The sequence below is a fragment of the Sporichthya polymorpha DSM 43042 genome (assembly GCF_000384115.1).
Classification (GTDB): domain Bacteria; phylum Actinomycetota; class Actinomycetes; order Sporichthyales; family Sporichthyaceae; genus Sporichthya; species Sporichthya polymorpha.
The window spans coordinates 49,208-75,020 of sequence record NZ_KB913029.1; the positions used below are offsets into that span (position 1 = coordinate 49,208).

The following is a 25,813-nucleotide window of genomic DNA, read 5'->3' on the forward strand; positions in this document are numbered from 1 at the left end:
GCGGCGGCGGCGTGCGGTCGCCGCGGCACGCGCAGCGCGAACCCGCCCGCCCGGAACGCCGACCCGGAGATCCGGCGTCCGCGGCCCAGCCGCACCGCCCAGGCCGTCACCGCATCCGGTCCGGCCGTGAGCCCGTACTCCCGGTCCGCCATGACGCCTCCTCAAGTCCAGTTAGGTAAGCCTAACCTGACTTGGGACGGCTTGTCCCGGCGGTGGGACGAGCGTCACGGCCGTTCAGGACTCCGCGTGCTCGAGCTCCAGCCAGTAGACCTGCCGCGCGACGGAGTCCGCCGGATCGCGGAACTTGCAGGTGGCGCAGTACCGCTTCTTCGCCTCCAGCGGGAAGCGGGCGCGCCAGGCGCGCTCGCGGTCGGTCAGCGTGGACTCGTCGGGGTCGACCTGGGCACACGTGAAGGCGAGGCAGCAGCCGCCCTTCTGGGCGACGTGCACGGGGCCGAGGACGGCCGAGTCGGCGTTGGCGAGCCGCGGGCGACCCTTCCACGGGACGCCGGGGCGCCCGACCGCCCGGCGCAGTCGCTCCATCGCGGCGGCGTCGAGCGGGCGCGGCTGGTAGTTGAACGCGCAGGCCACCCCGTCGGCGACCTCGTCCCACAGGCTCGACCGGCTGACCGGCCCGAGGGTCTTGCAGGCCTCGATCAGCGGCGCCGCGAACGCGATCAGGTTCTCGACGGTGCGCCCGAACAGCTCGTCCTCGGCGACGGTCTCGACGCCGTCCTGGCCGGCCCAGGGGTGCCCCGGGGGGACCAGGACCGGAATGTCGTCGATCCGCCCGTCGAGCGGCCACCCCTCGTCCGCGGCGACGTTCCACCGCACGGCCCCGGCCGACAGCAGCAGTCCCGCGCCGGCGGCGCCGAGACCGACCCCGACGATCCGGCCGGCACTCCCGGGGAACCAGCCGGCGACGTAGGTCGCGGCGGCCTGGTCGGTCGTGCCGGCCTCGCGCATCCGCGCGGCCCAGCCGCGCAGGAGCGCGGCGTCGTCGGCGAGCAGGTCGGCGACCCGCACCGGGCGGGTCTCGAGCTCCGCCTCGAACTCGACGAGCAGGCGCGGGAGGTCGACGTCGAGCCAGTCCCGGGCCCGGGCCGGGAGCCCGGCCGGGGCGGAGATCGTCTCCGGAAGCGTCACCGTCACCCTCACCCGAAAGAAATTCGCCTTGGCGGGAGGCTAACGCCGGGGCGGGTGAGCCGGGGCCGCAAGCGCTCGGTTCGTGCCAGATTCCGTCGCTGTCAGTGATGCTGTCAGCGGCGCTGTCAGTGCCGTGTAAGCCGTTCGGGTGACGCTACCCCCATGACTCCGGTGAGAACTGCACGCAGCGTGATCAATTTGCCGGCCGCGGTCGCGGACCTCGGCACGATCCTCGGCGTCTGGGCCCACCCCGACGACGAGGCGTACCTGTGCGGCGGGATCTACGCGGCCGCCCGCGACGCCGGCTCCCGCGTCGTCTGCGTGACCGCCACCCGCGGCGAGGCCGGGGGCGACCCGGTGCAGGAGCCGCCGGAGCGCCTCGCGGCCGTCCGCACCGCGGAGATGGCGGCCTCGCTCGCCGTCCTCGGCGTCGTCGAGCACCACTGGCTGGACCTGCCCGACGGCGGCTGCGCCGACCTCGACCCGGAGCCGCAGATCGCCCGGATCGCGGCGCTGATCACCGCGATCGGGCCGGACACCGTCCTCACGTTCGGCCCCGACGGCGAGACCGGGCACGCCGACCACATCGCGGTCTCGACCTGGACGACGGCCGCGTTCCGCCGCGCCGCCGCCCCGGGTGCGCGCCTGCTCCACACCGCCGTCCCCGCGCGCTGGTGGGCCGAGTTCGGCCACCTCAACGACGAGTTCCCCGCGTTCGAACCCGGGAGCCCGATCGTGGTGCCGGACGACTCCCTCGCCCTCGACCTCGTTCTCGACGACGGCCTGCTCGCCCGCAAGGTCGCCGCGCTCCGCGCCCAGACCAGCCAGACCGCCGGCATCGAGGCGGGCATGGGCCCCGACCTCTACGCCCGCTGGGTCCGCGACGAGTCGTTCGTCGACGCGACCTGACCCACCCTCACCCGGCCGACTGCGCTCGGGTGAGGTGGCGGGCCAGGGCGGCGCGGGCGGTGGCGAGGGCACCGGGGCGGGAGAGGTCGGCCCCGGGCGGGAGCGTCCCGGTCGGGGGCGGCAACGGCGGGGCGTCGGGGTCGCGGTGGGCGGCGGCGCGCAGGATCGCCGCCGGCTCCGGGTCGCCGAGGACGTCGAGGAGGTCGGCGAGATTCCGCAGCGTGACCCACTGGTGCGTCCAGTTGCCCGCGCGCGCCCAGTACTCGACGACGTCCCGGAAGCCGGCGAGCGCCTCGGCGACCCGCCCCGCTCGGTGAGCGCCGCGAGCCGGCCGACCGAGGCGATGCCGACGACGAACGTCGCGCCCGCCGCCCGGGCGAGGGCGATCGCCTCGGCGTAGCGCTCCTCGGCGAGGTCGCCGGCCGTCGAGGAGATCTCGCCCTCGACGTAGAGCGCGAAGGCGCGCAGCGCCGGGTAGTTGGCGCGCTCCAACGTGCGGCGGGTCAGCTCGCGCGCGAGGTCGAGGTCGCCGCCGTACAGCGCACCCAGCGCCCCGACCGCGGGTGAGGAGGACGGCCGCGTCGCGTACTTCTCGGCGTCGAGGTCGTAGGCGACCGCGGCGTCCCAGTCCGCCCGGGTCAGCGCCGCGGAGGACAGCGCGACGAGCAGGAAGCGGCGCGCGTCGCCCGTCCCGCCACCCCGTTCGACGAGCTCGAGCCCGCCTCGGCCGAACCGCTCGGCGGCAACGTGGTCGCCGCGCATGTAGGCGTCCATCGCGGCACCGGCGTGGACGGCGACCGCGCCCGGGTGGTCGTCGGGGAAGCCCGCGGCGAGCAGCTCCTCCGCCCAGCCCGTGAGCCGGGTCAGGTCGCGCCAGGACCGGGCGTCCGCCAGGCTCGTCACGATCGCGGCCGCGGCGTCGAGCCGGCCGTGCTCGCGCGCGAGGGCGAACGCCGCGCGCAGGTTGAGCACCTCGCGGCGCAGCGTCGCGTCGGCCTCCGGTTCGGCCGCGCTGTGGCCCCGCTCGTCGATGTGCGCCGCGAGGTCGACGGACCACGACACGACCCGCGCCGCGGCGGTGGCGCTCTCGCCGGCCGCGGCGAGGCGGTCGGCGCCGAACGCGCGCAGGGTCTCGAGCATCCGGTAGCGGGTGCGGCCGGTCGTGAGGTCGACCTCGAGCATCGATGCGTCGACCAGGTGCGCCAGCGCGGTGGCGGGGTCGCCGGGGACGTCGAGGTCGGCGGCGAGGCGCTCGGCCGTCGCGAGGTCGACGCCGTCGGCGAACGCGGCGAGGTGCCGGAACAGGCGCTGCTCCCCCTCGGGCAGCAGCGTGTACGACCACTGGACGGTGTCGCGCAGCGTGCGATGCCGGGCGTCCGCGCTGGGGCGCCCGTCGCCGAGCAGGTCGAGGGCGCGGTCGAGTCGCTCGTGCAGGTCGGCGAGGGAGAACGACGCGAGCCGGCCGGCCGCGAGCTCGATCGCGAGCGGCATCCCGTCGAGCCGTCGGACGATGTCGGCCACCACGGGCCGCTCCGCCGCCGTCGGCGCGAACCCGGGCCGGACACGCGCGGCGCGGTCGCAGAACACGTCGACGCCGGCGTCGTCGGCCAGCGGGCCGACCCGGTGGCGGACCTCGGCCGACAACCCGATCGGGGACCGGCTGGTCGCGAGCAGGTGCAGGTCCGGGCAGCCCGCGAGCAGCGCCGCCAGCCCGTCGCGGACCGGTTCGATCAGGTGCTCGCAGTTGTCGACGACCAGCACCGCGGGCCGCGCCGCGAGCACCGCGACGCACGCCGCGAGCAGGTCGGGGTGGTGCCCGCGGACGTCCAGCGCGGTCGCGAGCGCGGCCGGGATCCCCGCCGCCTCGGTCACCGGGGCGAGGACGACGAACCCCGCGGCCTCGACCCGGTCCGCCACCGCCTGCGCCAGCCGGGTCTTTCCCACCCCACCCGGCCCGATCAGCGTCACGAGCCGCTCGGTCCGCAGCAGCTCGACGAGCTCCGCGACCTGGTCGTCGCGGCCGACCAGCCGATGCACCGCCGGCGGGGTCGCGAAGTCCCCCGCCCGGACCCGCGTCCGCCCCCCACTGGAGATGACATCTCCACCGGATCGGGCGGAATCGTTGGAGATGACATCTCCAGTGGGGGCGAGGGCGCCGGCGGCGATGGAGCGCTCCAGGGCGGCGAGGGCCGGGGAGGGGTCCAGGCCGGTCTCGTCGGCGAGGCGGGCGCGGAAGGTCCGGGCCGCGTCGAGGGCCGCGGCCGCCTGGCCGGTGCGGGCCTGAGCCTGCATCAGAAGCAGGACCGCGGGTTCCCGCAGCGGGTCGAGCGCGAGCGCGGCGACAGCCTCGGAGACCAGCCCCTCGAGGCGGTTCGCGGCGAGCGCGGCGGTGATCGAGAGGTCGGACAGGTCGCGCCGCAGGTCCGCGCACGCCAGCGACTGGGCGGCGAGCGGCGGGACGTCCCCGAACTCCGCGAGCACCGGACCACGCCACAGCGCGAGCGCCCCGCGGGCGAGGTCGTCGGCCGCGGCGGGGTCGGTTGCGAGCCGGCGCCGGGCGTCCGCCAGCGCGGCCGCGGCGCGCGACAGGTCCAGGCCGTCGGCGGCGAGCCGGAGCCGGTAGGCGCCGTCGAGCCGTTCGAGGTTCTCGCCCGCCGCCCCGAGCTGGGCGCGCAGGCGCGAGACGTGGCTGTGCAGGGCCGCCCGTCCGGAGTCCGGGATCTCGTCGGGCCAGAGGGCGTCGAGCAGGGCGTCGTCGGTGACGGCCCGTCCGTCCACGACCGCGAGCAGCGCGAGTACCGCGCGGCGCTTCGGCCCGCGCACGTCGACCTCGGCGTCCCCTGCGCCGACTCGCAGGGGCCCCAGGACGTCGACGCGCAACCCCGCGCGCGTGGTCCCGGTCGCCATGGCGCTCAGCATCCCAGCCCGGACCCCGAGTTCCGGGCCTCATTTTCGCCCGTCCGGCCCAGTGCCCGCGGCGGACCGACGCCGTGCCGGCCCCGGTGTCAGTGCGCTGTCAGCGCCGTGGCAGCCGGTGCGAACAGGGTCGGCGCCCATCGAGCAGACGCAACGAAGCGAACGAAGGAGAACGCCATGACGGCGATCGAGGACCGGGCCACCCGGACCGGCAGCGCGGAGGCGATCGCAGCGGAGCTGCGCGCCACCCTGCGCGGTCAGGTGATCGACCGCTCCCACCCCGAGTACGAGGAGGCTCGCCACGTCTGGAACGGGCTGATCGACCGCTACCCCGCGGTGATCGCGCGCTGCGCCGGCGTCGCCGACGTCGTCGCCGCCGTCCGGGTGGCGCGGGAGCACCGGCCGCTGCTCAGCGTCCGCGGCGGCGGGCACCAGGTCGCGGGTTCCGCGGTGGTGGAGGACGGGCTCGTGATCGACGTGTCCGCGATGACCGGCGTGCACGTCGACCCGGTGGCCCGCACGGCGCGCGTCCAGGCCGGTGCCCGCTGGGCCGACGTCGACCGCGCGACGCAGGTGTGGGGGCTCGTCACCCCCGGCGGCGAGGTGTCGGACACGGGCGTCGCCGGCTACACCCTCGGCGGCGGGATGGGCATCCTGCAGCGTCGGTTCGGCCTCGCCTGCGACAACCTGCGCTCGGTGGAGATCGTCACCGCCGACGGTGTCGTCCGCACCGCGAGCCGGACCGAGAACGCCGACCTGTTCTGGGCACTGCGCGGCGGCGGCCGCGGACTCGGCGTCGTGACGTCGTTCGAGTTCGAGCTGCACCCGCTCGGGCCGCAGGTCGCGCAGGCGCTGGTGGCGTACCGCTACGACGAGGCGGCCCAGGTACTGCGTGGCTTCCGGGACTACGCGGTCACCGCGCCCGACACGCTCTCCCCCGAGGCCGGGCTGTGGTGCCTGCCGGCCGAGCCGGTGCTCGCCCCGCTGCGTTCGCTCGGCACCGCGGTGATCGACCTGTCGGGGACGTTCGACTACGTCGACGTGCAGCGGTCGCCGGACGCCCGGTTCCCCGCCGGCGACCGGTACCTGTTCACGTCGCACTTCCTCGACGAGCTCACCGACGCCGCGATCGACGCGATGGTCGAGTGCGACGCGACCCGGCCCACCCCGCGGTCGCTGACCATCGTGCGGACGATGGGCGGCGCGATCGACCACGTCACCGACGGCGGCGCGTGGGCGCACCGCGGGGCGCGGTTCAACCTCTCGATCGACGCGGCGTGGAGCGACCCCGCTCTCGACGCGACCGCGATGGGGTGGGCCCGCCGCTCGCACGCCGCCATGGCCCGCTTCGCCAACGGTGGCGTCTACCTGAACTTCGCCGACGTGCATGAACAGGCCGACCCGGCGAAGGTCTTCGGTTCCGCGGCCGCGCGCCTTGATCAGGTCCGCGCGACCTACGACCCGGACGGGCTCTTCGCCGCCGCCGCGGCCCGACCCTGACCCCCCCCCCCCCCCCGAAAGATCGGCGGCGGGCCCGGATCCCCCTCCGGGCCCGCCGTCGTGCGTCTCGATCAGGACGTCGGGCTGGGTGACGCCTCGTCAGCCGAGTCCCCGCCCAGCACCGCCGCGAGCTTCGGGACCAGCAGGTCGATCGCGGTCGGGAGGCTGAGCACCGAGATGTACGCCATCGCGGCGACGAGTTCCTCCTCGTCGACGAAGACGTCCCGCTCCTCCCGGGAGACGTCGAGGGTGGCGTACACCGGGTGGTTCTCGACCGTGGCGCGCTGGTCGGAGCTCGCGAGCTCCCAGACCAGGACGTCCCGGTCGAGCAGCTCGAGCTGCTCGGCACTGATCGCGGAGAACGAGGCGTCGGCGTCGGCCAGGTCGTCGATCTCGGCCGGGATCTCGAAGCCGAGCTGGGTCAGGATGGCGACCCGCGAGCTGCGCGAGTTCTCCGTGTAGAACCCGTCCTCCAGCACACCGGCGTACGCCGCCTGGACGCCCGCGAACTCGGGGTGGGCCGCGCGGGCGGCGGTGAAGGCATTCTCGACCTCGGTGATCAGCGCCTCGGCCTCGGCCGTCCGGCCGAGGGTCCGGCCCGCGGCCCGCGTGACCTCCTGCCACGGCGCGAAGTAGTCCGGGAAGCCGGGCAGCTGCGCGACGGTCGGGGCGATCGCGGACAGCTGCCGGTACTCGGCCTCGGTCATCCCCGAGGTGAACCCGGTGATCAGGTCCGGCTCCAGCGCCGCGATCGCCTCGATGTTCAGCTCGGTGTAGCTGAGCACCTCCGGCCGGGCGTCGCCCAGCCGGTCGTGCGCCCACGGCCACACCGCGGACCGCTGGAGCTCGGAGACCGAGTCACCACCGATCCCGACCGGCACCACCCCGAGCGCGAGCAGGGCGTCGTGATCGACGAAGCCCAGCGAGACCACGCGCTGCGGGGCGACCGGGACCTCGGTCTCCCCGTACTTGTGGGCCACCCGCAGCGGGGTCGCGGTCGGCGACGCGGGGACGCTCGGCGTGAGCAGCCCCTCGTCGTCGTCCGCGCACCCGCCGATCAGCAGGCCGGCCCCGAGCGCGGCTCCGGACCCGAGGAACCGACGGCGCGTCAGGTCGTCGTCGATCTCGGGAGTGAACAGGGCCGGGCGGTCGAGCAGCTGCGTGGTCATGCGGGCTCCGGTTCGGACGTCGCGGTCGGGGACGCGGTGAGCGTGGAGAGCAGGAGGTCCTCGATGTCGTCGAGCATCGCCTCGACGGCGGGGAGGGAGTAGCCGGTCCCCCAGAGGACCTCGGGGACGAAGAACGCGCGGCCGGCGGCGACGGCCGGGAGCCGTGACCACAGCGGGTTGTCCTCCAGCGTCCGGCGCGTCTCGTCCTCGTTGTTCCCGTCGCTGACGAACAGCACGTCGTGATCGAACACGTCGAGCCGCTCGGGCGAGATCACCTCCGAGAACTCCTCCGGGGCGGGGCGCTCGCCGGGCAGGCCGATGGCGTCGAACAGGGGCTGGACGGTGTTCTGCACCGTCCCGTCCCCCGGGACCCGGACGAACGCGGCGGTGGGCAGCCCGCCCGTGCCGGAGAGCTGGTTCCGCAGGGCGGTCACGCGGTCCCGCAGCGCGCCGGACAGTTCGGCGGCGCGGTCGACGCGGTCGACCGCGATCGCGACGTCCGCCAGCAGCCGCAGGTAGTCGTCGAAGCGCAGGTAGCCGTTGAACGCGCCGAACACGGGGACGCCCGTGGTGCGCAGCTTGTCGAAGATCGGTGTGTAGAAGTCGACACCGGCCTCGGCGACCATCAGCATCAGGTCGGGGCGGACGCCGAGGATGCCCTCCAGGTTGGGCTCGTCGAAGGTGCCGCCGACGTTGGTAATCGCGCCCAGGTCGCCGAAGCGGGTCAGGTACGGATAGTTGTCGATCGAGAAGTCGCCGCGCGCCCAGCCGGCGATCCGCTCGATCTCGATCCCGAGCACCAGCATGTTGCCGAGGACCTGGTCGTCGAGGGCGACGATCCGCTGGGGGTTCCCCGGCACCGTGATCGAGCCGAAGACGTCGGAGACCGTGCGCGGCCCCGCCGTCGCGGTCTCGGACGGGGCGGGCGTGGCGCCCAGCGAGTTCTCGTCGTCGTCGGCGCAGCCGCCGAGCAGGAGTGCGCCGCCCACAGCGGCGCCGGAGCCGAGGAATCGACGACGGGTGAGGTCGTTCTCGATCGGGTCGTTCGCGAGGTCGAGGACGGTGGAGCCGGGGGTGGGAGCTTCCAGAAGGGTCACCATGGCCGGAGCTTAGGGAAGCCTGACCTAATCGGCCACTACGTCGGACTCTCGTCGTGGCGCCCTGATTGGATGCGCCCATGAGTACCGAGTCGTTCCCGCGCCTGACCGCCCGCACCCAGCGCTTCACGCTCGGTATGCCCCGCAACTTCGCGGTGGCTCCGGACGGCAGCCGGATCGTGTTCCTGCGCTCGGCCTCCGGGACCGACCGGACCACCCTGCTCTGGGTCGCGGACGTCCGGGCCGACGGACTGACCGAGCGGGTCGTCGCGGACCCGCGGAACCTGTTCTCCGGCGACGAGGAACTCTCCGACGCCGAGCGCGCCCGGCGCGAACGGGCCCGGGAGGGCGCCGGCGGCGTCGTCGGCTTCGCCACCGACGGGGCGGTGTCGATCGCGGCCTTCGCGCTCTCCGGCGGACTCTACGTCGCCGACCTCGGGACCGGCGAGGTCCGCGCGCTGTCCGCCGCGGAGCCGGTCTTCGACCCCCGCCCCGACCCGACGGGCCGTCAGATCGCCTACGTCTCCGGCGGAGCGGTGCGCGTGATCGACGTCGACGGCACGAACGACCGCGCGGTGCCGGGCCAGGACCCGGGCGGCGACGTCTCGTGGGGTCTCGCCGAGTTCGTCGCGGCCGAGGAGATGGGGCGCTTCCGCGGGTACTGGTGGTCCCCCGAGGGCGACGCGCTGCTCGTCGCGCGCACCGACAACGCCCCCGTCCAGCGCTGGCACATCGCCGACCCCGCGCACCCGGGCCGAGCCCCGCACGAGATCGCGTACCCGGCCGCCGGCACACCCAACGCCCGCGTGAGCCTGCACCTGCTCCGCCTCGACGGCAGCGCGGTCGAGGTCCGCTGGGACGCCGAGCAGTACGAGTACCTGCCGGTCGTGCACTGGTCGGGCAACGGCAACCCGCTGCTGCTGGTGCAGACGCGCGATCAGCGCCGGACGCAGATCCTCGAGGTCGAGACCGGCACCGGCGCGACCGTCGCGCTGCACACCGAGACCGACCCGGTGTGGATCGACCTGATCGACGGCGTCCCCGCCTGGTCGGGCGACGGCGAGCTGATCCGGGCCGCGGACTCCGGCGACACCCGGCGGCTGTTCGTCGGCGCGCGCATGGTCTCCGGCGACCTGCAGGTGCGGTCGCTGCTCGGCAGCCTGAACGGTGACGCGCTGTTCGCCGCGTCGGCCGACGAGCCGACCGAGATCCACATCTACAAGGCCTCCCCCGACGGCCCGGTGCGGCTGTCCCGCACGGCGGGTGTGCACGTCGCGGCCGCCGGCGGATCCCTGCTGGTGCTGGCCTGCGCGTCGCTGGACTGGGCCGGGCGCCGGACGCTCGTGCTGCGCGACGGCCACCTCGTCGGCGAGATCGCCTCGTCCGCGCTGACGCCGCCCGTCACCCCGGCGCCGCGGCTGCTGCACGCCGGGCCGCGGGCGGTCCGCACCGCGCTGCTCCTGCCGACGGGGCATCAGCCGGGCACCCGGCTGCCGGTGCTGATGGACCCCTACGGCGGCCCGCACGCCCAGCGCGTCACCGCGGCGCGCAACGCGTTCAACGAATCACAGTGGTGGGCGGACCAGGGATTCGCGGTCGTCGTCGCCGACGGGCGCGGGACGCCCGGCCGCGGCACCGCGTGGGAGCGCGCGATCGCCGGCGACGTCGCGGCCCCCGTCCTCGAGGACCAGATCGAGGCGCTCTACGCCGCCGCCGAGGAGTGTCCCGACCTCGACACCACCCGCGTCGCGATCCGCGGCTGGTCGTTCGGCGGTTATCTCGCCGCGCTCGCCGTCCTGCTCCGCCCGGACGTCTTCGGCGCGGGCATCGCCGGTGCCCCTGTCACCGACTGGGCGCTCTACGACACCCACTACACCGAGCGGTACCTCGGCACCCCCGCCGGGAACCCGGAGAACTACGCGCGCACGTCGCTCGTCACCGCCGGCGCGCTGACCCCCGCGGTGGAGAAGGCCGTCGCCGCGGGCCCCCACCGGCCGCTGCTGATCGTCCACGGCCTCGCCGACGACAACGTCGTCGCGGCCCACACCCTGCAGCTGTCCTCGGCCCTGCTCGCCGCCGGCCGGCCGCACCAGGTCCTCCCGCTCTCCGGCGTCACCCACATGACCCCACAGGAGGTCGTCGCCGAGAACCTGCTGCTGTTCCAGCTCGACTTCCTCCGTGGCGCGCTGGGGCTGACCTCCGCGTAGCGTCCGGCTCATCGCCGTCCACCCCCGTAACGTCAGCGGGATCGCGCGCCATAGCGCTCGATCCCGCTGACGTTACGCGGGTTCAGGACTGCGCGAGGGCCGACTTCGCCGCGCGGCCGCGGGTGCGCTCGCGGATCTTGCCGTCGAGCTCGACCTTGCGCATGCGGATCGCGTTCGGGGTGACCTCGATGCACTCGTCCTCGCGGCAGAACTCCAGCGCCTGCTCGAGCGACAGGATGCGCGGGGGCACCAGGCGCTCCAGTTCCTCGCCGGTGGAGGAGCGCATGTTGGTGAGCTTCTTCTCCTTGCAGATGTTGACGTCCATGTCGTCGGCGCGGGCGTTCTCGCCGACGATCATCCCCTCGTAGACGTCGGTGCCCGGGGTGACGAACATCGTCCCGCGCTCCTGGAGGTTGAACATCGCGAACGAGGTCGCGACGCCGGTGCGGTCGGCGACGAGCGAGCCGGAGGGCCGGGTCCGCAGCTCGCCGTGCCACGGCTCGTACCGGTCGAAGACGTGGTGCAGCAGGCCGGTGCCGCGGGTCTCGGTGAGGAACTCGGTGCGGAAGCCGATCAGGCCGCGGGCCGGGACGCGGTACTCCATGCGGACCCAGCCGGTGCCGTGGTTGACCATCTGCTCCATGCGGCCCTTGCGCAGGCCGAGCAGCTGCGTGACGACACCGACGTAGTCCTCCGGGACGTCGATCGTCATGTGCTCCATCGGCTCACAGAGCTTGCCGTCGATCTCACGGGTGACGACGCGCGGCTTGCCGACGGTCAGCTCGTAGCCCTCACGGCGCATCATCTCGACCAGCACCGCGAGCTGCAGCTCACCGCGGCCCTGCACCTCCCAGGTGTCCGGGCGCTCGGTCGGCAGGACACGGATCGAGACGTTGCCGATGAGCTCGGCGTCGAGGCGGTTCTTCACCAGACGGGCCGTCAGTTTCGTGCCGCCCGAGCGGCCGGCCAGCGGCGAGGTGTTGATTCCGATCGTCATCGAGATCGAGGGCTCGTCGACGGTGATGAGCGGCAGCGGGATCGGGTTCTCCGGGTCGGCGAGGGTCTCGCCGATCGTGATGTCCTCGATGCCGGCGATGGCGATGATGTCGCCCGCCGAGGCACTGTCGGCCGGCACCCGCTCCAGCGCGTCGGTGAGGAACAGCTCGGTGATCTTCACGCGCTGGACCGAGCCGTCGGTGCGGCACCACGCGACCTGCTGGTTCTTCTTGATCGTGCCCTCGTGGACCCGGCAGAGCGCGAGGCGGCCGAGGTACGGCGAGGCGTCGAGGTTCGTGACGTGCGCCTGCAGCGGCGCGCCCTCGGTGTAGGTCGGGGCGGGGATCGCCTCCATGATCGTGTTCATCAGCGGGCGCAGGTCCGTCGAGTCCGGCATGGTGCCGTCGGCGGGGCGCGTCAGCGACGCCAGGCCGGCCTTCGCCGAGGCGTAGACGATGGGGAACTCGATCTGGTGCTCGTCGGCGTCGAGGTCGAGGAAGAGTTCGTAGACCTCGTCGACGACCTCGGCGATCCGGGCGTCGGGGCGGTCGACCTTGTTGATGCAGAGCACCACCGGGAGCTTCTTCTCCAGGGCCTTGCGCAGCACGAAACGCGTACCCGGCAGCGCGCCCTCGGAGGCGTCGACGAGGAGCACGACACCGTCGATCATCTCCAGCCCGCGTTCCACCTCGCCGCCGAAGTCGGCGTGGCCGGGGGTGTCGATGATGTTGATGGTCAGCGGGGTGCCGTCGTCCGCGACCCACTTCACGGCCGTGTTCTTGGCCAGGATCGTGATGCCCTTCTCCCGCTCCAGGTCCATCGAGTCCATGACGCGGTTGTTGACGTCCTGGCCCTCGCGGAAGGCGCCGGCCTGCCAGAGCATCTTGTCGACCAGCGTGGTCTTGCCGTGGTCGACGTGGGCGACAATCGCCACGTTGCGCAGATCGGAGCGGACGGACACGCGAAACTCCTGACGAAAGAAACCGGGACTGACCCCATTCTCCTGTACCCGCCGGGGTGTTCCTGACCACGCGAGCGGCAAATTCGCATGCCGGAGCAGCGCGGCGCGCCCTATCGTTCCTCGGTCCGCCACCGTTCCAGGAGTTCCGTCATGCGCGCGCTCACGGCGACCGAGATCGCCGATTCCTTCGTCAACTGCACCCGCGGCGAGGTCAAATCGATGACGCCGATCCGCGGTTTGGCGGACGTGGACTGGGAAGTTCGCGAGTTCCTCGGCTGGCGCGACCCGAGGGCGCCGGCGCGGGCGTACCTCGTCACCGTCCGCGACGACCGACCCCTGGGGGTGGAGCTGCGCGCAACGACGGAGTCCCGTCCGGCCCGCGGGAGCGCGCTGTGCGACATCTGTCACACCGCCCACCCGGCCGACTCCGTGGGCCTGTTCGTCGCCCGGAAGGCCGGGCCGCGGGGCCGGGATCACAACACGGTCGGCACGTACATCTGTGCCGATCTCGCGTGCCCGCTGTACGTCCGGAAGCTCCGTCCGGTCACCCTCCCCCAGGGCGAGACCGCCCCGCCGGAGGAGCGCGCCCGCCGGCTCCAGCGCCGCCTCGACGCGTTCCTCGACCGCGTCCTCGCCTGACGCCGGTCTGACACAGCCTCAGGCCTGTGGAAAAGAAAGGGTGACACCCCTTACTGCGCAGTAAGGGGTGTCACCCTTTCTTCACATCACCCGCCGAAGTAGCCGCGGATCGCGGGGAGCATCCGCTCGATCACCTCGTCCTCGTCGGCGGAGGCGAGGGGTTCGACGCCGATCACGTACCGCATCAGCACGACGCCGATGATGTGCGCCGCGGCGAGGTTGACGCGGAGCGCGAGGTCAGGGGCGGGCGGCAGGTGCTCGGCGACGCGGGAGAACAGGGCCGAGGCGACGAACGACCGCATCATCGCGGCGGCGGTCTCGCTGCCGGTGGCGGAGCGCAGGAGGGCGAGGAACGGCGCCCGGGAGTCGGCCTCGCGCCAGATCGAGAAGATGAACCGGACCATCCGCTCGGCGACCTCGTCGGGGTCGGCGGCGTCGGCGAAGACGAGCGGCAGGACCTCGGCCGGGTTGAAGGGCAACTGCATCGCGGCGACGAACACCGCCTCCTTGCCGCCCGGGAAGTAGTGGTGCACCAGGGCGGGGTCGACGCCCGCGGCGCGCGCGATGCCGCGCAGGCTGACGGCGTCGTAGCCGGCGGCGGCGAACTCGCGCCGTGCGGCGTCGAGGATCAGCTCGGCTTTGTTGGTCTCTCCCCCGGCGGGCCGGCCGCGGCCGCGCCGGGGACGTTCAGCAGCTGCGGGCACCGCAGGACTCTAGGCCGACTGCCGGCGCAGGGTCGCGGCGCCCGCGGCGAGGGCGAGCAACGCGCTGCCGCCGACGATCGCGAGGTCCCGCCCGACCTGTCCGGTCAGCCCGCCGCGTTGCATCGCCTGGTTCATCGCGTCGACGGCGTAGGACAGCGGGAGTACGTCGGACACGGCGTTGAGGACGTCGTCGAGCTGCGACCGCGGGACGAACAGCCCGCACAGGAACAGCTGCGGGATGACGACGGCCGGGAGCAGCTGCACCGCCTGGAACTCGGTGCGCGCGAAGGCGCTGGCGAACAGGCCCGCCGCGGCACCGAAGACCCCGACGACGGCCGCCGACAGGAACAGCGCCCAGCCGCCCTTGGTCTCGGCGTCCACGCCGTAGAGCGTCATCGTCAGCAGTGCCGCGATGCCCGACTGCACGATCGCGACCAGCCCGAACGCGAGCCCGTAGCCGAGGAGCAGGTCGAGCTTGTTCATCGGCGTCGTCAGCAGCCGTTCCAGCGTCCCGGCGCGGCGTTCGCGCAGCGTCGCGACCGACGTCACCACGAACATGACGACGAACGGCAGGATGCCGAGCAGCTGCGGCCCCACGCGGTCGAAGCGACCGGGGATGTCGCTGTAGACCCAGCACATCAGGCCGAGCAGGGCGGACGGCAGCACGAGCAGCATGGCCACGGTCCGGTGGTCGCGGCCGAGCTGGATCAGGACCCGGCGCGCTGTCGACAGCGTGATCTGAGGGTTCATCACGCCACCAGCTCCCGCTCGCCGAGCACCGCGAGGAAGGCGTCCTCCGCCGAGGAAGTGCCCGTTCGCGCCAACAGCGCCTCGCGGCTGTCCGCGGCGAGGATCGCCCCGTCCCGCATCAGGATCAGGTGGGAACAGTGCTCGGCCTCGTCCATGACGTGACTCGAGACCAGCAGGGTCGTCCCCGCGGCGGCGAGCTCACCGAAGAACGTCCACAGCCGCCGCCGCAGCAGGGGGTCGAGCCCGACCGTCGGCTCGTCGAGGATCAGCAGCGCCGGCCGGCCGACCAGCGCCGACGCGAGGGAGACCCGCGCCCGCTGACCGCCGGAGAGCTGCTCGACCCGGCGCCCGGCGAGGTCCCCGAGGTCGACCGCCGTCAGCGCCGCGAACACCGCGTCGGCCCCGGCGCCGACCATGCTCGCGAAGTACCGCACGTTCTCGACCACGGTCAGGTCGCCGTAGACCGACGGCGCCTGGGTCACGTAGCCCACCTGGGATCGCAGCTCCGGCGCCCCGGCCGGATGGCTGAGGACGGTCACGCTCCCCTCGAAGCGCTGCACGCCGACGATCGTCCGCATCAGCGTCGTCTTGCCGCAGCCGCTCGGGCCCAGCAGCCCGGTGGTCGACCCGGCCGGCACACCGACCCCGTCGACCGTCAGCACCCGCCGGCTTCCCCGGGTCACGGCGAGGTTCCGCATCTCCACCGCTAAATTCATCATGTGATGAATATTGGCGCAGGTCGGCCCGTCCCGTCAAATGCGTCGCCCGCGGGGGCGGTCGGACGCGAGGATGACGCCGTGCAGAAACTCCCCGACGGATTCCGGCTCCGGCTCGCGACGGTCGACGACGCCGAGGCCCTCCAGAAGCTGATCACCGCCTCGGTCGAGGCGATCTTCCCCGCGTTCTACGACGCCGAGCAGACCGCGAGCGGGCTGCAGCACATCGGCGTCCTCGACCTCGCGCTCGTCGAGGACGGGACGTACTTCGTCGTCGAGGCGCCCGACTCCTCGCTCGCCGCCTGCGGCGGGTGGAGCCGACGCGACAAGCTCTTCAACGGCGCGCAGGTGACCGGGGCCGAGGCCCGCCTGCTGGACCCGGCGACCGAGCCGGCCCGGGTGCGGGCGATGTTCGTGCACGGGGACTGGACCCGCCGCGGGCTCGGGACGCGGATCCTCGAGGCCTGCGAGGACGCGGCCCGCGCCGAGGGATTCACCGAGCTGGCGCTGATGGCCACGCTGCCGGGCCTGCAGCTCTACCGGACCTGGGGATTCACGAACGAGGACCCCCGGGATCTCGTTCTGCCCGACGGCGTCGTCGTACCGGGCGTCGCGATGACGCGGAGGATTCCGTGACCGAACGCTTCTCCCCCACCGCTCGCACGAGACCGAACCGGCTCCGGAAGCGGGTCCGCGACGAGGTGCCGACGGTCCACGCGATCCTCGACGGGGGCCCGATCTGCCACGTCGGGTTCGCCGGACCTGACGGGCCGTCGGTTCTCCCCACGCTGCACGCTCGCATCGAGGACCAGCTATACCTGCACGGCTCCACAGGCAGCTGGATGCGCCGGGTCGAGAACACCCCGATCTGTGTGACCGTCACCTGCCTCGACGGGCTCGTCCTCGCCCGCTCGACGTTCCACCACTCGATGAACTACCGCTGCGCGGTGGTCTTCGGCACCCCGCGCACGGTCACCGACGACGACGAGAAGCTCGCCGCCCTCGACGCCCTGGTGGAGCGCGTCTCCCCCGGCCGGTCCGCCGAGGCGCGTGGCCCGAACCCGCGCGAACTCGCGGCCACCCTCGTCCTCGCGCTGACCATCGACGAGGCCACCGCCAAGATCCGCACCGGCGGCCCCAACGACGACGACGAGGACCTGGGCCTCGACGTCTGGGCCGGCGTCGTCCCCGTCCGCACCGTCCTCGGCGACCCCGAGCCGGACGGCACCCCGCCCCGCGCGCTGCCAGACGGCGCGCTCGCCCCGGCCTGGGTCACCGCCTGACGTCAGCGGAGCTTCCGCACCACCCGCGCCGGGACGCCGACGGCGAGCACGCCGGCCGGGAGGTCCTTCGTCACGACCGAGCCGGCCCCCACGACGGTGTCCGCGCCGATCGTGACGCCCGGGCAGACGATCACCCCGCCACCGAGCCAGACGTTGTCGCCGATGGTGATCGGCTCGGCGGACTCCCACTTCTCCCGCCGCGGCTCCGGATCGAGCGGGTGGGTCGCGGTGAGGAGCTGCACGTTCGGCCCGATCTGGACGTCGTCGCCGATGACCACCCGCGCGACGTCGAGGATCACGAGCCCGAAGTTGGCGAACGTCCCCGCCCCGACGGTCGTCTGGTACCCGTAGTCGACGAACAGCGGCGGCCGGATCTCGGTGCCCTCACCGATCGCGGCGAACAGCTCGGACAAGATCTCCCGCCGCTTCGCCGGCTCCGCGACCGACGTGCGGTTGAACGCCTCGGTCAGCGTCATCGCGCGCCGGCTGTCGGCCGCCACGGTCTCGTCGGCGATGTACAGCTCCCCGGCCAGCATGCGGTCCCGCATGGTGCGGTCGTCCATGCGGGAGCCTTACCCGCTCAGCCCCGACGGAACAGGCGGGAGAAGAAGCCGGTGCCCGGCTCCTTGGGGTGGCCGTCGCACCAGTTGTCCGCGGGGACGCCGGCGCGGACCTGGTCGACGTGGGCACCGCAACCGGCCCACGTGATCCGGTCGCACGAACGGCACTTCACCGGACGGCACATCAGTTCGTCCAGTCCGGCCGCAGGGGCATGCGCGCGGTGCCGACGTCGTCGCAGCGGACGCCGAGGACCTGGTGGAGCTCGATGAACCGGCAGTCGAAGGCGACGCGGCAGGCGGCCATGTAGAGCAGCCAGACGCGGGCGCGGTTGGCGCCGACCTCGGCGACGGCGTCGGCCCAGTTCTCGACGAGGTTGTCGCACCAGCCCCGAAGCGTCATGGCGTAGTGCTCGCGGAGGTTCTCCTCGTGCCGAACCTCGAGCCCGTTGTCCTGCATCGCCGAGACGATGTCGCCGACGCCCTCGAGCTCGCCGTCCGGGAAGACGTAGCGGTCGATGAACTTGCCGGCCTTCGCGGGCTGCGCCGTCGAGGGGCGGGTGATGCAGTGGTTGAGCATCCGGCCGTACGGACGGAGCTTCCCGCGCAGGAACGAGAAGTACGCCGGCAGTTGCTTGGCGCCGATGTGCTCGGTCAGGCCGATGGAGGACACCGCGTCGAAGCCGTCCTCGGGGATGTCGCGGTAGTCCATGTGCCGGACCTCGCAGAGGTGCTCGAGGCCCTCCTCCTTGATCCGGTTCTGCGCCCACTCGGCCTGCTGCTTCGACAGCGTGACGCCGAGGGCCTGCACGCCGTACTCCTTGGCCGCGTGGCGGACCATGCCGCCCCAACCGCAGCCGACATCGAGCAGCCGCATGCCCTCCTTCAGCCCGAGCTTGCGGGCGACGAGGTCGTGCTTGTTCCACTGCGCCTCCTCCAGCGAGGAGTCCGCCTTCGGGAAGGCGGCGCAGGTGTAGGACATCGAGGGCCCGAGGACCCACTCGTAGAAGCGGTTCGAGACGTCGTAGTGGTGCGAGATCGCGCGGCTGTCGCGCAGACGGGTGTGCCGCAGCAGACCACCCTTGTAGCGGATCTCCTCCGGCGGCGGCTCGACCGGACGCAGGTGCCGGATGCCGAAGTCGCGCAGCATCTCGACCCGGTCCCGGGTGGAGAGCTGTTCGCCGCCGCCGCCGGCGCCGAGTCCGTAGAGGGCGGCGTAGAGATCGCCGCGCACCTTGACGTGCCCGGTGATGTAGGCGCGGGCCAGGCCCAGTTCTCCCGGGGAGCTGAGCAGGTAGCTAAGCGCGGTCGGCGACGCGATCTCGACGGTGACGTCGGCGTCGATCGCGCCGCCCTCACTGCCGTCGAACGCCGTCACCCGAACCGGGACGCGCGGGTTGAGCACGCGGGCGAACACCTCCGCGACGCCCGGCCGATGGCCACGTGGCCGACCCATGCCCGTCCTCCTCACCGGTTCCGCACGCACTTGGCGTACAGGTCCAACAACCGTGCGTCCGGATCGTAAGTCTTCTTCACGACTTCGTACGCCGGCCCGTTGTACAGCCGCCAGAACTCGTCCTCGGAGTAGAAGGCCGTCGAGTAGAGCGACTTGCGGCCGCCGAGGGAGTCGACGACCTGCTCGATCCGCCGGTTGTGGTGGCCGTCGGACTGCCCCGGCTCGAGCGCGACCGTCGACCAGAACCCGAAGTTGACGTACAGGGAGTCGGTGAACCGGTACAGCGGCCAGTCGGCGTTCGGCCGGCCGTCAGGAGTTGGGCGCTGCTTCAGCGGGCAGATCCAGAACGGGGTGATCGGCACTTCACGCAGGAAGAAGTCGCAGAACTCCTCGGCGCGACCGATCGGGACCTCGATGTCCTGGACCACGTCCTCGCGCGGCGGGCGGCCGCGCAGCCGCTCGATCCGTGCGTTGACGTGCGTGCGCCGCTCGAACGCGACGATCTTCCAGTAGACGTCGGAGCGGAGGAACCGGCGACCGGCGAGACGGCGCACCCATTTCTTCTGCGCGCCGAACGCCCGCGAGCACCAGAACCAGTCGGTGTCCCACCGCCAGAGGTAGTCCCGAACTGTCAGGAAGTCCTCAGCCCGGGTCTGCAGCGAGCGGTAGTAGATCTCGGTCCACGTGTAGTCGGACAGGTACGGCGCCTCGTCGACGAACGTGCCGACGGTGAGGTACTGCTCGTCGCGGGAGAACACGGTGCCGTCGACGAAGTCGACCGGGTGCCCGCCCAGCGTCCGCTCGGTGCAGAGCCGGTCCAGCTCGGCGAACAGCTTGGCCGGGTCCCGGAACCGCAGGTGCCGCAGCGCCACGAACGGCTTGACCGGCTCGAGCTCGATCTCCAGCCGCAGGGCATATCCGAGGGTCCCGTAGGAGTTCGGGAACGCCCGGAACAGCTCGGCGTGCTCGTTGTCCGGGCGGGCGACGATCACCCGGCCGTCGCCGGTGAGGATCTCCATCTCCAGCACCGACTCGTGCGGGCAGCCGTTGCGGAACGACGAGGACTCGATGCCGAGCCCGGTCACCGCGCCGCCGAGCGTGATCGTCTTCAGCTGCGGCACGACCAGCGGCATCAGCCCGTACGGCAGCGTCGCGTCGACGAGCTGCTCGTAGGTGACCATCCCCTCGACCGAGGCGGTCCGCGCCACCGGGTCGACGGCGAGAACGTTCGTGAAGCCGGTGACGTCGAGGCCGGGGGCATCCGTCCTGGCCCGGGGACGGAAGAGGTTGGACGTCTTCTTCGCGAGGCGGACGGGCGCGTCCGGCGGGATGGCCCGGAACTGTTCCACCAGACGCGCCACGCGCTCCGCGTGGCCCGTGGGTTGCTCCATCATCCCATCCTCACCCCTAATGTCGCCCCATGGCGAACCCGGGCCCGAACGGCACCGGGCGCGAGGGCGCCCTCCGCGAGGTCGAGGCCTGGCTCGCCGACCGCGGTCTGCCGCAGCTCATCGACGGCTACCGTCCGGTCCGCTCGGTGGTCACGCGCTCCGCGCCGATCGCTCTCGTCCTGCTCGCCGGCGCGGTCTACGGCGCCACGGTCCGGGACTGGACGTGGTGGGGCGTCGCCGCCGCGTGCCTGACCGCGCCGATCGCGGTGGCGCTGGTCTACCTCGCGATCAACTTCGGCGCCGCGCCGCTGACCCGTTGGGCCGCGATCCACCTCGCGCGCGAACTGACGTCGGTGCTGAGCCTCGGCGCACGCGCCCTGCCGTTGCTCCTCGTGTTCGGCGTGGTGCTGGTCGTGAACACCGAGGTCTGGCAGATGTCGGCCTCGCTCGGAACGACGTCGCTGGCGGCGGTCGTCGCCCTCTTCGTCCTCGTCGGCGGCGCGCTGCTCACCGTCCGGATCCCGCGCGAGATCCACGGCCTCGAGACCTGGGACGGCCCGGACGACCTGGCCCGCCGGCTGGCCGGGACCCCCGCCGAGCGGCTCGGTTTCACGGGGCCCGGTGCCCCCGACTGCCCCGCGCCGCCCCCGCTGCGGCACCGGCAGTGGGCGAACCTCGGGCTCGTCCTCCTGTTCGCGCAAGGTCTGCAGGTGCTGATCGTCGCGGTCACCGTCGGAGCGTTCTTTGCCGGCTTCGGGATGCTCGCGATCACGCCCGCGACCGCCGAACTCTGGACCGGGGCGGGTCTGGACCGGTGGGCCTCGCTCGACATCGGCGAGCGCGACCTCGTCCTGTCCGGCGAACTGGTCAAGGTCGCGGTGTTCCTCGGCGGGCTCGCCGGGCTGTCGTTCGCGATCTCCGCCGTCACCGACGAGACCTACCGCCGGGAGTTCTTCGACGACGTCCTCGCCGACCTGCGCCGGGTCCTGGCCGTCCGGGCGGCCTATCTCGCCGCGCTGGCGCGGCCGGACGGTCGGGACCTGACCGGCACGTGACCGGCGGGTAGCGCGGATGTGAGAACTTCCACAACGTCCTGCGGCCGTCCGGGGTTCCCGGTCGCGCTGACGCGCCGTCAGACCACGCCGTCCGCGTTCACAAGCGCACTACCTGCACTTATGAGGTGAACCTAACCTGAAACTCGGACTTCGCACGAGGTCAAGAACCGATCCTTGCAGGTCATCGCCACCCTCAAGACCGACTTGGTCACGTCGACCCAGGTCGAGACGCAGCAGGTCAGTGCGCGATGATGCCGAGCGGCCTGGTCCCCCGCCGGGTCCTGGACCCCCCTCGCGAACCCTGCATCAGGAGTACCGCCCATGGCTGGCACCGGAGTCTTCTCCCCCGGCCGGGCGAAGATCGACGCCCGGACTTTGCGCCGGGACCGCTGGTGGCTGGAACCGGCACTGATCTTCGGCCTGCTGTTCACCTTCGTCGTCTACTCGTCCGTCCGGGCGTTCTGGGACACGAACTACTACAACGAGGACACGTCCTTGTTGTCGCCGTTCTACTCCCCGTGCCTCGCCGACGCGTGCGTCGAGGGCTCGTCGCACCTGGGCACCCCGGTCGGCGACTGGTGGGCGCTCTCCCCCGCGCTGATCATCCTGATCCTGCCGCTCGGCTTCCGGATGACCTGCTACTACTACCGGAAGGCCTACTACCGGTCGTTCTGGTTCTCCCCGCCGGCGTGCGCCGTCGCGGAGCCCCACAAGAAGTACACGGGCGAGACGCGCTTCCCGCTGATCTTCCAGAACGCGCACCGCTGGTTCTTCTGGGCGACGCTCCCGTACCCGATCCTGCTGGCCTACGACGCCTACGACTCGGTCCACCACCACGGTGACTGGGGCGTCAGCCTCGGCAGCGTCGTCCTGCTGACGAACGCCCTGCTCCTGCTGGCGTACTCGCTGTCGTGCCACTCCTGCCGGCACATCATGGGCGGCCGCCTCAACCACTTCTCCAAGCACCCGATCCGCTACTGGGGCTGGGTCCAGGTCTCGAAGCTCAACGGCAAGCACATGGAGCTCGCGATGGTCTCCCTCGTGGTCGTGGGCCTGACCGACCTCTACGTCCTGCTGACCGCCAGCGGCGCGTTCACCGACCCGCGCATCGGCTGAGGAGCCATCGATGACTGAACTCGAACGGCACTCCTACGACGTCCTCGTGATCGGGGCCGGCGGCGCCGGCCTCCGCGCGGCGATCGCCGCCCACGAGTCCGGGGCCCGCACCGCGGTCGTCTGCAAGTCGCTGCTGGGCAAGGCGCACACCGTCATGGCCGAGGGCGGCATCGCCGCGGCCATGGGCAACGTGTGGCAGGACGACAACTGGAAGGTCCACTTCCGGGACACCATGCGCGGCGGCAAGATGCTGAACAACTGGCGCATGGCTCAGCTCCACGCCCAGGAGGCCCCCGCCCGGGTGTGGGAGCTCGAGGAGTGGGGCGCGCTGTTCGACCGCACCAAGGACGGTCTCATCAGTCAGCGCGACTTCGGTGGCCACCGCTACGCCCGTCTCGCCCACGTCGGTGACCGCACCGGCCTGGAGATGATCCGCACCCTCCAGCAGCGCGTCGTCGCCCTCGGCATCGACGTCTACATGGAGTGCACGATCACCCGCCTCCTGACCGACGGCACCGGCGAGGAGGCGCACGGCGCCCGTCGCGGCAACATCGCCGGCGCGTTCGGCTACTGGCGCGAGACCGGCCGCTTCATCGCCTTCGAGGCCCCGTCGGTCGTGCTCGCCACCGGCGGCATCGGCAAGAGCTTCAAGGTCACCTCGAACTCCTGGGAGTACTCCGGTGACGGCCACGCGCTCGCGGCCCGCGCCGGCGCGACGCTGCTCAACATGGAGTTCATCCAGTTCCACCCGACCGGCATGGTCTGGCCGCCGTCCGTCCGCGGCATCCTCGTCACCGAGTCCGTGCGCGGTGACGGCGGGATCCTGAAGAACAAGGACGGCAAGCGGTTCATGTTCGACTACATCCCGGACTTCTTCAAAGCCGACACCGCGGACAACGAGGCCGAGGCCGACCGCTGGTACGAGGACAAGAAGAACAACCGGCGTCCCCCGGAGCTCCTCCCCCGTGACGAGGTCGCGCGCGCGATCAACGCCGAGGTGAAGGCCGGCCGCGGATCCCCCGCCGGTGGCGCCTACCTCGACATCGCGTCGCGGCGCTCGGCCGAGTACATCCGCAAGCGGCTCCCGTCGATGTACCACCAGTTCAAGGAGCTGGCGGACGTCGACATCACCAAGGAGCCCATGGAGGTCGGCCCGACCTGCCACTACATCATGGGTGGCGTCGAGGTGGAGCCCGACACCGCGGCCGCGACCGTGCCCGGCCTCTACGCGGCCGGTGAGGTCGCCGGTGGCATGCACGGCTCGAACCGGCTCGGCGGCAACTCGCTGTCCGACCTCATCGTGTTCGGCAAGCGCGCGGGTGACGCCGCCGCCGAGTACGCGAAGAGCCACACCGCCCGCATCGCCGACGACCAGCTCGACGTCGCGTCCAAGGAAGCGGTGGCACCGTTCGAGCGCGAGGGCGGGGAGAACCCCTACGCCCTGCACCAGGAACTGCAGAACACGATGAACACGCTCGTCGGCATCATCCGCGACGCGGACGAGATGACGGCGGCGCTGGACAAGCTGCAGGAGCTCAAGGAGCGCGCGAAGAACCTCTCGGTCGAGGGCAACCGCCAGTTCAACCCGGGCTGGCACCTCGCCATCGACCTGCGGAACATGCTGCTGTGCTCGGAGATGGTCGCGAAGGCCGCTCTCGAGCGCAAGGAGAGCCGCGGCGGGCACACCCGCAACGACTACCCGAAGACGGACCCGGAGTGGGGCACCAAGAACATCATCCTGTCCGAGAAGGACGGTGCGGTGTCGCTGGTGCACAAGCCGCTCCCGGTCATGCCCGATGACCTCAAGGAGCTCTTCGAGGAGCCGAAGTGACGAGCGACCTGACCATCACTGAGTCGGCGAACAACCCCAAGGCCTTCCAGCCGGGGGTCGACAAGTCGAAGAGCTACCAGGCCAAGTTCAAGGTCTGGCGCGGCAACTCCGAGGGCGGCGAGCTCAAGGACTACACCGTCGAGGTCAACGAGGGTGAGGTCGTTCTCGACATCATCTTCCGCATCCAGGCGGAGCAGGCCAACGACATGTCGGTCCGCTGGAACTGCAAGGCCGGCAAGTGCGGCTCCTGCTCCGCGGAGATCAACGGCCGTCCGCGCCTGATGTGCATGACCCGCATGTCCTCCCTCCCCCCGGGCGAGGAGGTCGTGGTCACGCCGATGCGGACGTTCCCGGTGATCAAGGACCTCGTCACCGACGTCTCGTTCAACTACGAGAAGGCCAAGCAGATCCCGGCGTTCTCGCCGAAGCCGCGCGAGGCCGACGGCACGTACCGGATGGCGCAGATCGACGTCGAGCGGGGCCAGGAGTTCCGCAAGTGCATCGAATGCTTCATGTGCCAGAACGTCTGCCACGTCATCCGTGACCACGAGGAGAACAAGCCGGCCTTCGCGGGCCCCCGCTTCTTCATCCGCCTGTCCGAGCTGGACATGCACCCGCTGGACACCAACGACCGGCAGAAGCTCGCGCAGGAGAAGCACGGCCTGGGCATGTGCAACATCACCAAGTGCTGCACCGAGGTCTGCCCCGAGCACATCAAGATCACCGACAACGGGATCATCCCGCTCAAGGAGCGCGTGGTCGACCGCAAGTACGACCCGCTGTTCAAGATCACCGGTCTGAGCAAGCGCAAGACCAACAAGTAAGAGCACTTCCGGGACGTCCGAGGATGTGGTCGCAATAGCGGCCACATCCTCGGACGTTGCTGTTTTCAAGATCAACTTTCGCTCGATCATTACGCTCGGCTCCGGGGCCCGGTGGCCGGATACGCCTGACGGCGTCACGGGGACGCCGGCAGGACCTGGGAGCGCGTCATGCGTCCAGCAGCGTTTCGATCGGTCGGCAAGGCTCTCGTCGGATCAGCTCTCGGGCTGGCCCTCCTCGCGGGTTGTGGGTCGGACGACTCCCCCGCCCAGCCGGCGGCGTACCAGGCCGAGGCCGAGGCACGTCGGACGATGAGCGAACTCGAAGCGCTGACGGCGGACGTCCAGCGGCAGGACGCCCAGGCGGCGCGGGCCGGTACGGAGGAGGCCGCCTGCAAGAAGGCTCTCCTCGTCCAGACCCGCCGCAACTTCGAGCTGCTCACCTCCGGTGCCGACGACAACGACCCGCGCTTCACCCGCTCCACACCGGCGGCCTGCAAGGGAATCACCGACCCGGCGACGCAGCGACGCCTGACCCGCGAGGTCACCGAGCAGGTCGCCGCCGAGCAGTCGGCTCGCCGCTGACGTCAGAC

At 72.1% G+C, this 25,813-nt stretch carries 22 protein-coding genes and 1 pseudogene; 11 read left to right on the forward strand and 12 right to left on the reverse strand.

Annotated elements, in window-relative coordinates:
* Positions 1-234: 234 nt before the first annotated feature.
* On the reverse strand, positions 235-1,146 hold the full coding sequence (locus SPOPO_RS0100250) for a hypothetical protein (RefSeq protein ID WP_019872780.1): 912 nt from the start codon (positions 1,144-1,146) through the stop codon (positions 235-237).
* Between the two features lie 162 nt (positions 1,147-1,308).
* Between SPOPO_RS0100250 and SPOPO_RS35990 the strand changes: the two genes are divergently transcribed.
* Complete coding sequence (locus SPOPO_RS35990; RefSeq protein ID WP_084670809.1) at positions 1,309-2,055, forward strand: PIG-L family deacetylase; 747 nt, start codon at positions 1,309-1,311, stop codon at positions 2,053-2,055.
* A gap of 1,158 nt (positions 2,056-3,213) precedes the next feature.
* Here the strand turns inward: SPOPO_RS35990 and SPOPO_RS35995 are convergent.
* Positions 3,214-4,974 (reverse strand): annotated as a pseudogene (locus SPOPO_RS35995) (AfsR/SARP family transcriptional regulator); the annotation flags it as partial.
* 174 nt (positions 4,975-5,148) lie between these two features.
* Here SPOPO_RS35995 and SPOPO_RS0100265 point away from each other — a divergent pair.
* The gene (locus SPOPO_RS0100265) at positions 5,149-6,471 is read left to right on the forward strand and encodes an FAD-binding oxidoreductase (protein WP_019872781.1); all 1,323 of its coding nucleotides are present in this window, start codon (positions 5,149-5,151) and stop codon (positions 6,469-6,471) included.
* A gap of 71 nt (positions 6,472-6,542) precedes the next feature.
* On the opposite strand, the gene SPOPO_RS26605 is transcribed toward SPOPO_RS0100265, so the two are convergent.
* Entirely contained in the window at positions 6,543-7,640 is a 1,098-nt protein-coding gene (locus SPOPO_RS26605; RefSeq protein ID WP_019872782.1) for an iron-siderophore ABC transporter substrate-binding protein, read from the reverse strand.
* The gene (locus SPOPO_RS0100275; RefSeq protein ID WP_019872783.1) at positions 7,637-8,740 is read right to left on the reverse strand and encodes an ABC transporter substrate-binding protein; all 1,104 of its coding nucleotides are present in this window, start codon (positions 8,738-8,740) and stop codon (positions 7,637-7,639) included. Before SPOPO_RS0100275 ends, SPOPO_RS26605 begins: the two co-directional genes overlap by 4 nt.
* A gap of 77 nt (positions 8,741-8,817) precedes the next feature.
* Between SPOPO_RS0100275 and SPOPO_RS0100280 the strand changes: the two genes are divergently transcribed.
* The gene (locus SPOPO_RS0100280) at positions 8,818-10,944 is read left to right on the forward strand and encodes a S9 family peptidase (RefSeq protein ID WP_019872784.1); all 2,127 of its coding nucleotides are present in this window, start codon (positions 8,818-8,820) and stop codon (positions 10,942-10,944) included.
* A gap of 82 nt (positions 10,945-11,026) precedes the next feature.
* Here SPOPO_RS0100280 and typA read toward each other — a convergent pair whose 3' ends face one another.
* Complete coding sequence (gene typA / locus SPOPO_RS0100285) at positions 11,027-12,901, reverse strand: translational GTPase TypA (protein ID WP_019872785.1); 1,875 nt, start codon at positions 12,899-12,901, stop codon at positions 11,027-11,029.
* A gap of 150 nt (positions 12,902-13,051) precedes the next feature.
* Here typA and SPOPO_RS0100290 point away from each other — a divergent pair, with 150 nt between their 5' ends.
* A complete protein-coding gene (locus tag SPOPO_RS0100290; protein WP_019872786.1) occupies positions 13,052-13,540 on the forward strand; it encodes an FBP domain-containing protein in 489 nt (162 codons plus the stop codon).
* An 86-nt stretch (positions 13,541-13,626) separates the two neighbouring features.
* Here SPOPO_RS0100290 and SPOPO_RS0100295 read toward each other — a convergent pair whose 3' ends face one another.
* From SPOPO_RS0100295 to SPOPO_RS0100305, 3 genes are read right to left on the reverse strand one after another with little or no spacing between them, the layout of a single operon-like run.
* Complete coding sequence (locus tag SPOPO_RS0100295) at positions 13,627-14,244, reverse strand: TetR/AcrR family transcriptional regulator (protein WP_019872787.1); 618 nt, start codon at positions 14,242-14,244, stop codon at positions 13,627-13,629.
* A 9-nt stretch (positions 14,245-14,253) separates the two neighbouring features.
* Entirely contained in the window at positions 14,254-14,994 is a 741-nt protein-coding gene (locus SPOPO_RS0100300; protein ID WP_019872788.1) for an ABC transporter permease, read from the reverse strand.
* Positions 14,994-15,713, reverse strand: coding sequence for an ABC transporter ATP-binding protein (locus SPOPO_RS0100305; RefSeq protein ID WP_028984384.1), 720 nt, complete (start codon positions 15,711-15,713; stop codon positions 14,994-14,996). The genes SPOPO_RS0100300 and SPOPO_RS0100305 overlap by 1 nt, the downstream gene beginning before the upstream one ends.
* A gap of 78 nt (positions 15,714-15,791) precedes the next feature.
* On the opposite strand from SPOPO_RS0100305, the gene SPOPO_RS0100310 reads away from it, so the two are divergent.
* Together SPOPO_RS0100310 and SPOPO_RS0100315 are read left to right on the forward strand one after the other, a co-directional pair.
* Complete coding sequence (locus SPOPO_RS0100310; RefSeq protein WP_019872790.1) at positions 15,792-16,346, forward strand: GNAT family N-acetyltransferase; 555 nt, start codon at positions 15,792-15,794, stop codon at positions 16,344-16,346.
* On the forward strand, positions 16,343-16,993 hold the full coding sequence (locus SPOPO_RS0100315; protein WP_019872791.1) for a pyridoxamine 5'-phosphate oxidase family protein: 651 nt from the start codon (positions 16,343-16,345) through the stop codon (positions 16,991-16,993). The genes SPOPO_RS0100310 and SPOPO_RS0100315 overlap by 4 nt, the downstream gene beginning before the upstream one ends.
* A gap of 2 nt (positions 16,994-16,995) precedes the next feature.
* Here the strand turns inward: SPOPO_RS0100315 and SPOPO_RS0100320 are convergent, their stop codons facing one another.
* Genes SPOPO_RS0100320 through SPOPO_RS0100335 form a run of 4 tightly spaced genes read right to left on the reverse strand, consistent with a single transcriptional unit; the run spans position 16,996 to position 20,397 of the window.
* Entirely contained in the window at positions 16,996-17,556 is a 561-nt protein-coding gene (locus SPOPO_RS0100320; RefSeq protein ID WP_019872792.1) for a sugar O-acetyltransferase, read from the reverse strand.
* A gap of 17 nt (positions 17,557-17,573) precedes the next feature.
* Complete coding sequence (locus SPOPO_RS34620; RefSeq protein ID WP_019872793.1) at positions 17,574-17,738, reverse strand: hypothetical protein; 165 nt, start codon at positions 17,736-17,738, stop codon at positions 17,574-17,576.
* Positions 17,738-19,006 carry a class I SAM-dependent methyltransferase gene (locus SPOPO_RS0100330; RefSeq protein ID WP_019872794.1) on the reverse strand — a complete coding sequence of 423 codons (1,269 nt, stop codon included), beginning with the start codon at positions 19,004-19,006 and terminating at the stop codon, positions 17,738-17,740. Before SPOPO_RS0100330 ends, SPOPO_RS34620 begins: the two co-directional genes overlap by 1 nt.
* 11 nt (positions 19,007-19,017) lie before the next feature.
* Positions 19,018-20,397, reverse strand: coding sequence for an FAD-binding oxidoreductase (locus SPOPO_RS0100335; RefSeq protein WP_019872795.1), 1,380 nt, complete (start codon positions 20,395-20,397; stop codon positions 19,018-19,020).
* A 29-nt stretch (positions 20,398-20,426) separates the two neighbouring features.
* Here SPOPO_RS0100335 and SPOPO_RS26610 point away from each other — a divergent pair, with 29 nt between their 5' ends.
* From SPOPO_RS26610 to SPOPO_RS0100360, 5 genes are all read left to right on the forward strand, one after another.
* Positions 20,427-21,452 carry a hypothetical protein gene (locus tag SPOPO_RS26610; RefSeq protein WP_019872796.1) on the forward strand — a complete coding sequence of 342 codons (1,026 nt, stop codon included), beginning with the start codon at positions 20,427-20,429 and terminating at the stop codon, positions 21,450-21,452.
* A gap of 321 nt (positions 21,453-21,773) precedes the next feature.
* Complete coding sequence (locus SPOPO_RS0100345; RefSeq protein ID WP_019872797.1) at positions 21,774-22,568, forward strand: hypothetical protein; 795 nt, start codon at positions 21,774-21,776, stop codon at positions 22,566-22,568.
* A gap of 10 nt (positions 22,569-22,578) precedes the next feature.
* Complete coding sequence (locus tag SPOPO_RS0100350; RefSeq protein WP_019872798.1) at positions 22,579-24,399, forward strand: fumarate reductase/succinate dehydrogenase flavoprotein subunit; 1,821 nt, start codon at positions 22,579-22,581, stop codon at positions 24,397-24,399.
* A 14-nt stretch (positions 24,400-24,413) separates the two neighbouring features.
* Positions 24,414-25,223: a succinate dehydrogenase/fumarate reductase iron-sulfur subunit gene (locus SPOPO_RS0100355; RefSeq protein ID WP_051098467.1), complete on the forward strand. Its 810-nt coding sequence runs from the start codon at positions 24,414-24,416 to the stop codon at positions 25,221-25,223.
* 168 nt (positions 25,224-25,391) lie between these two features.
* The gene (locus tag SPOPO_RS0100360; RefSeq protein WP_019872800.1) at positions 25,392-25,805 is read left to right on the forward strand and encodes a hypothetical protein; all 414 of its coding nucleotides are present in this window, start codon (positions 25,392-25,394) and stop codon (positions 25,803-25,805) included.
* Positions 25,806-25,813 lie beyond the last annotated feature (8 nt).

Excerpts from the sequence above, each read along its gene's own strand:
- SPOPO_RS0100275 (WP_019872783.1), bottom strand. The coding sequence starts at position 8,740 with ATGGTGACCCTTCTGGAAGCTCCCACCCCCGGCTCCACCGTCCTCGAC.
- SPOPO_RS0100265 (WP_019872781.1), top strand. The coding sequence starts at position 5,149 with ATGACGGCGATCGAGGACCGGGCCACCCGGACCGGCAGCGCGGAGGCG.
- SPOPO_RS0100360 (WP_019872800.1), top strand. The coding sequence starts at position 25,392 with ATGCGTCCAGCAGCGTTTCGATCGGTCGGCAAGGCTCTCGTCGGATCA.
- SPOPO_RS0100305 (WP_028984384.1), bottom strand. The coding sequence starts at position 15,713 with ATGATGAATTTAGCGGTGGAGATGCGGAACCTCGCCGTGACCCGGGGA.
- SPOPO_RS26605 (WP_019872782.1), bottom strand. The coding sequence starts at position 7,640 with ATGACCACGCAGCTGCTCGACCGCCCGGCCCTGTTCACTCCCGAGATC.
- SPOPO_RS26610 (WP_019872796.1), top strand. The coding sequence starts at position 20,427 with ATGGCGAACCCGGGCCCGAACGGCACCGGGCGCGAGGGCGCCCTCCGC.
- SPOPO_RS0100300 (WP_019872788.1), bottom strand. The coding sequence starts at position 14,994 with ATGAACCCTCAGATCACGCTGTCGACAGCGCGCCGGGTCCTGATCCAG.
- SPOPO_RS0100350 (WP_019872798.1), top strand. The coding sequence starts at position 22,579 with ATGACTGAACTCGAACGGCACTCCTACGACGTCCTCGTGATCGGGGCC.
- SPOPO_RS0100290 (WP_019872786.1), top strand. The coding sequence starts at position 13,052 with ATGCGCGCGCTCACGGCGACCGAGATCGCCGATTCCTTCGTCAACTGC.
- SPOPO_RS35990 (WP_084670809.1), top strand. The coding sequence starts at position 1,309 with ATGACTCCGGTGAGAACTGCACGCAGCGTGATCAATTTGCCGGCCGCG.
- SPOPO_RS0100330 (WP_019872794.1), bottom strand. The coding sequence starts at position 19,006 with ATGGGTCGGCCACGTGGCCATCGGCCGGGCGTCGCGGAGGTGTTCGCC.
- SPOPO_RS34620 (WP_019872793.1), bottom strand. The coding sequence starts at position 17,738 with ATGTGCCGTCCGGTGAAGTGCCGTTCGTGCGACCGGATCACGTGGGCC.
- SPOPO_RS0100335 (WP_019872795.1), bottom strand. The coding sequence starts at position 20,397 with ATGGAGCAACCCACGGGCCACGCGGAGCGCGTGGCGCGTCTGGTGGAA.
- SPOPO_RS0100345 (WP_019872797.1), top strand. The coding sequence starts at position 21,774 with ATGGCTGGCACCGGAGTCTTCTCCCCCGGCCGGGCGAAGATCGACGCC.
- SPOPO_RS0100280 (WP_019872784.1), top strand. The coding sequence starts at position 8,818 with ATGAGTACCGAGTCGTTCCCGCGCCTGACCGCCCGCACCCAGCGCTTC.
- SPOPO_RS0100320 (WP_019872792.1), bottom strand. The coding sequence starts at position 17,556 with ATGGACGACCGCACCATGCGGGACCGCATGCTGGCCGGGGAGCTGTAC.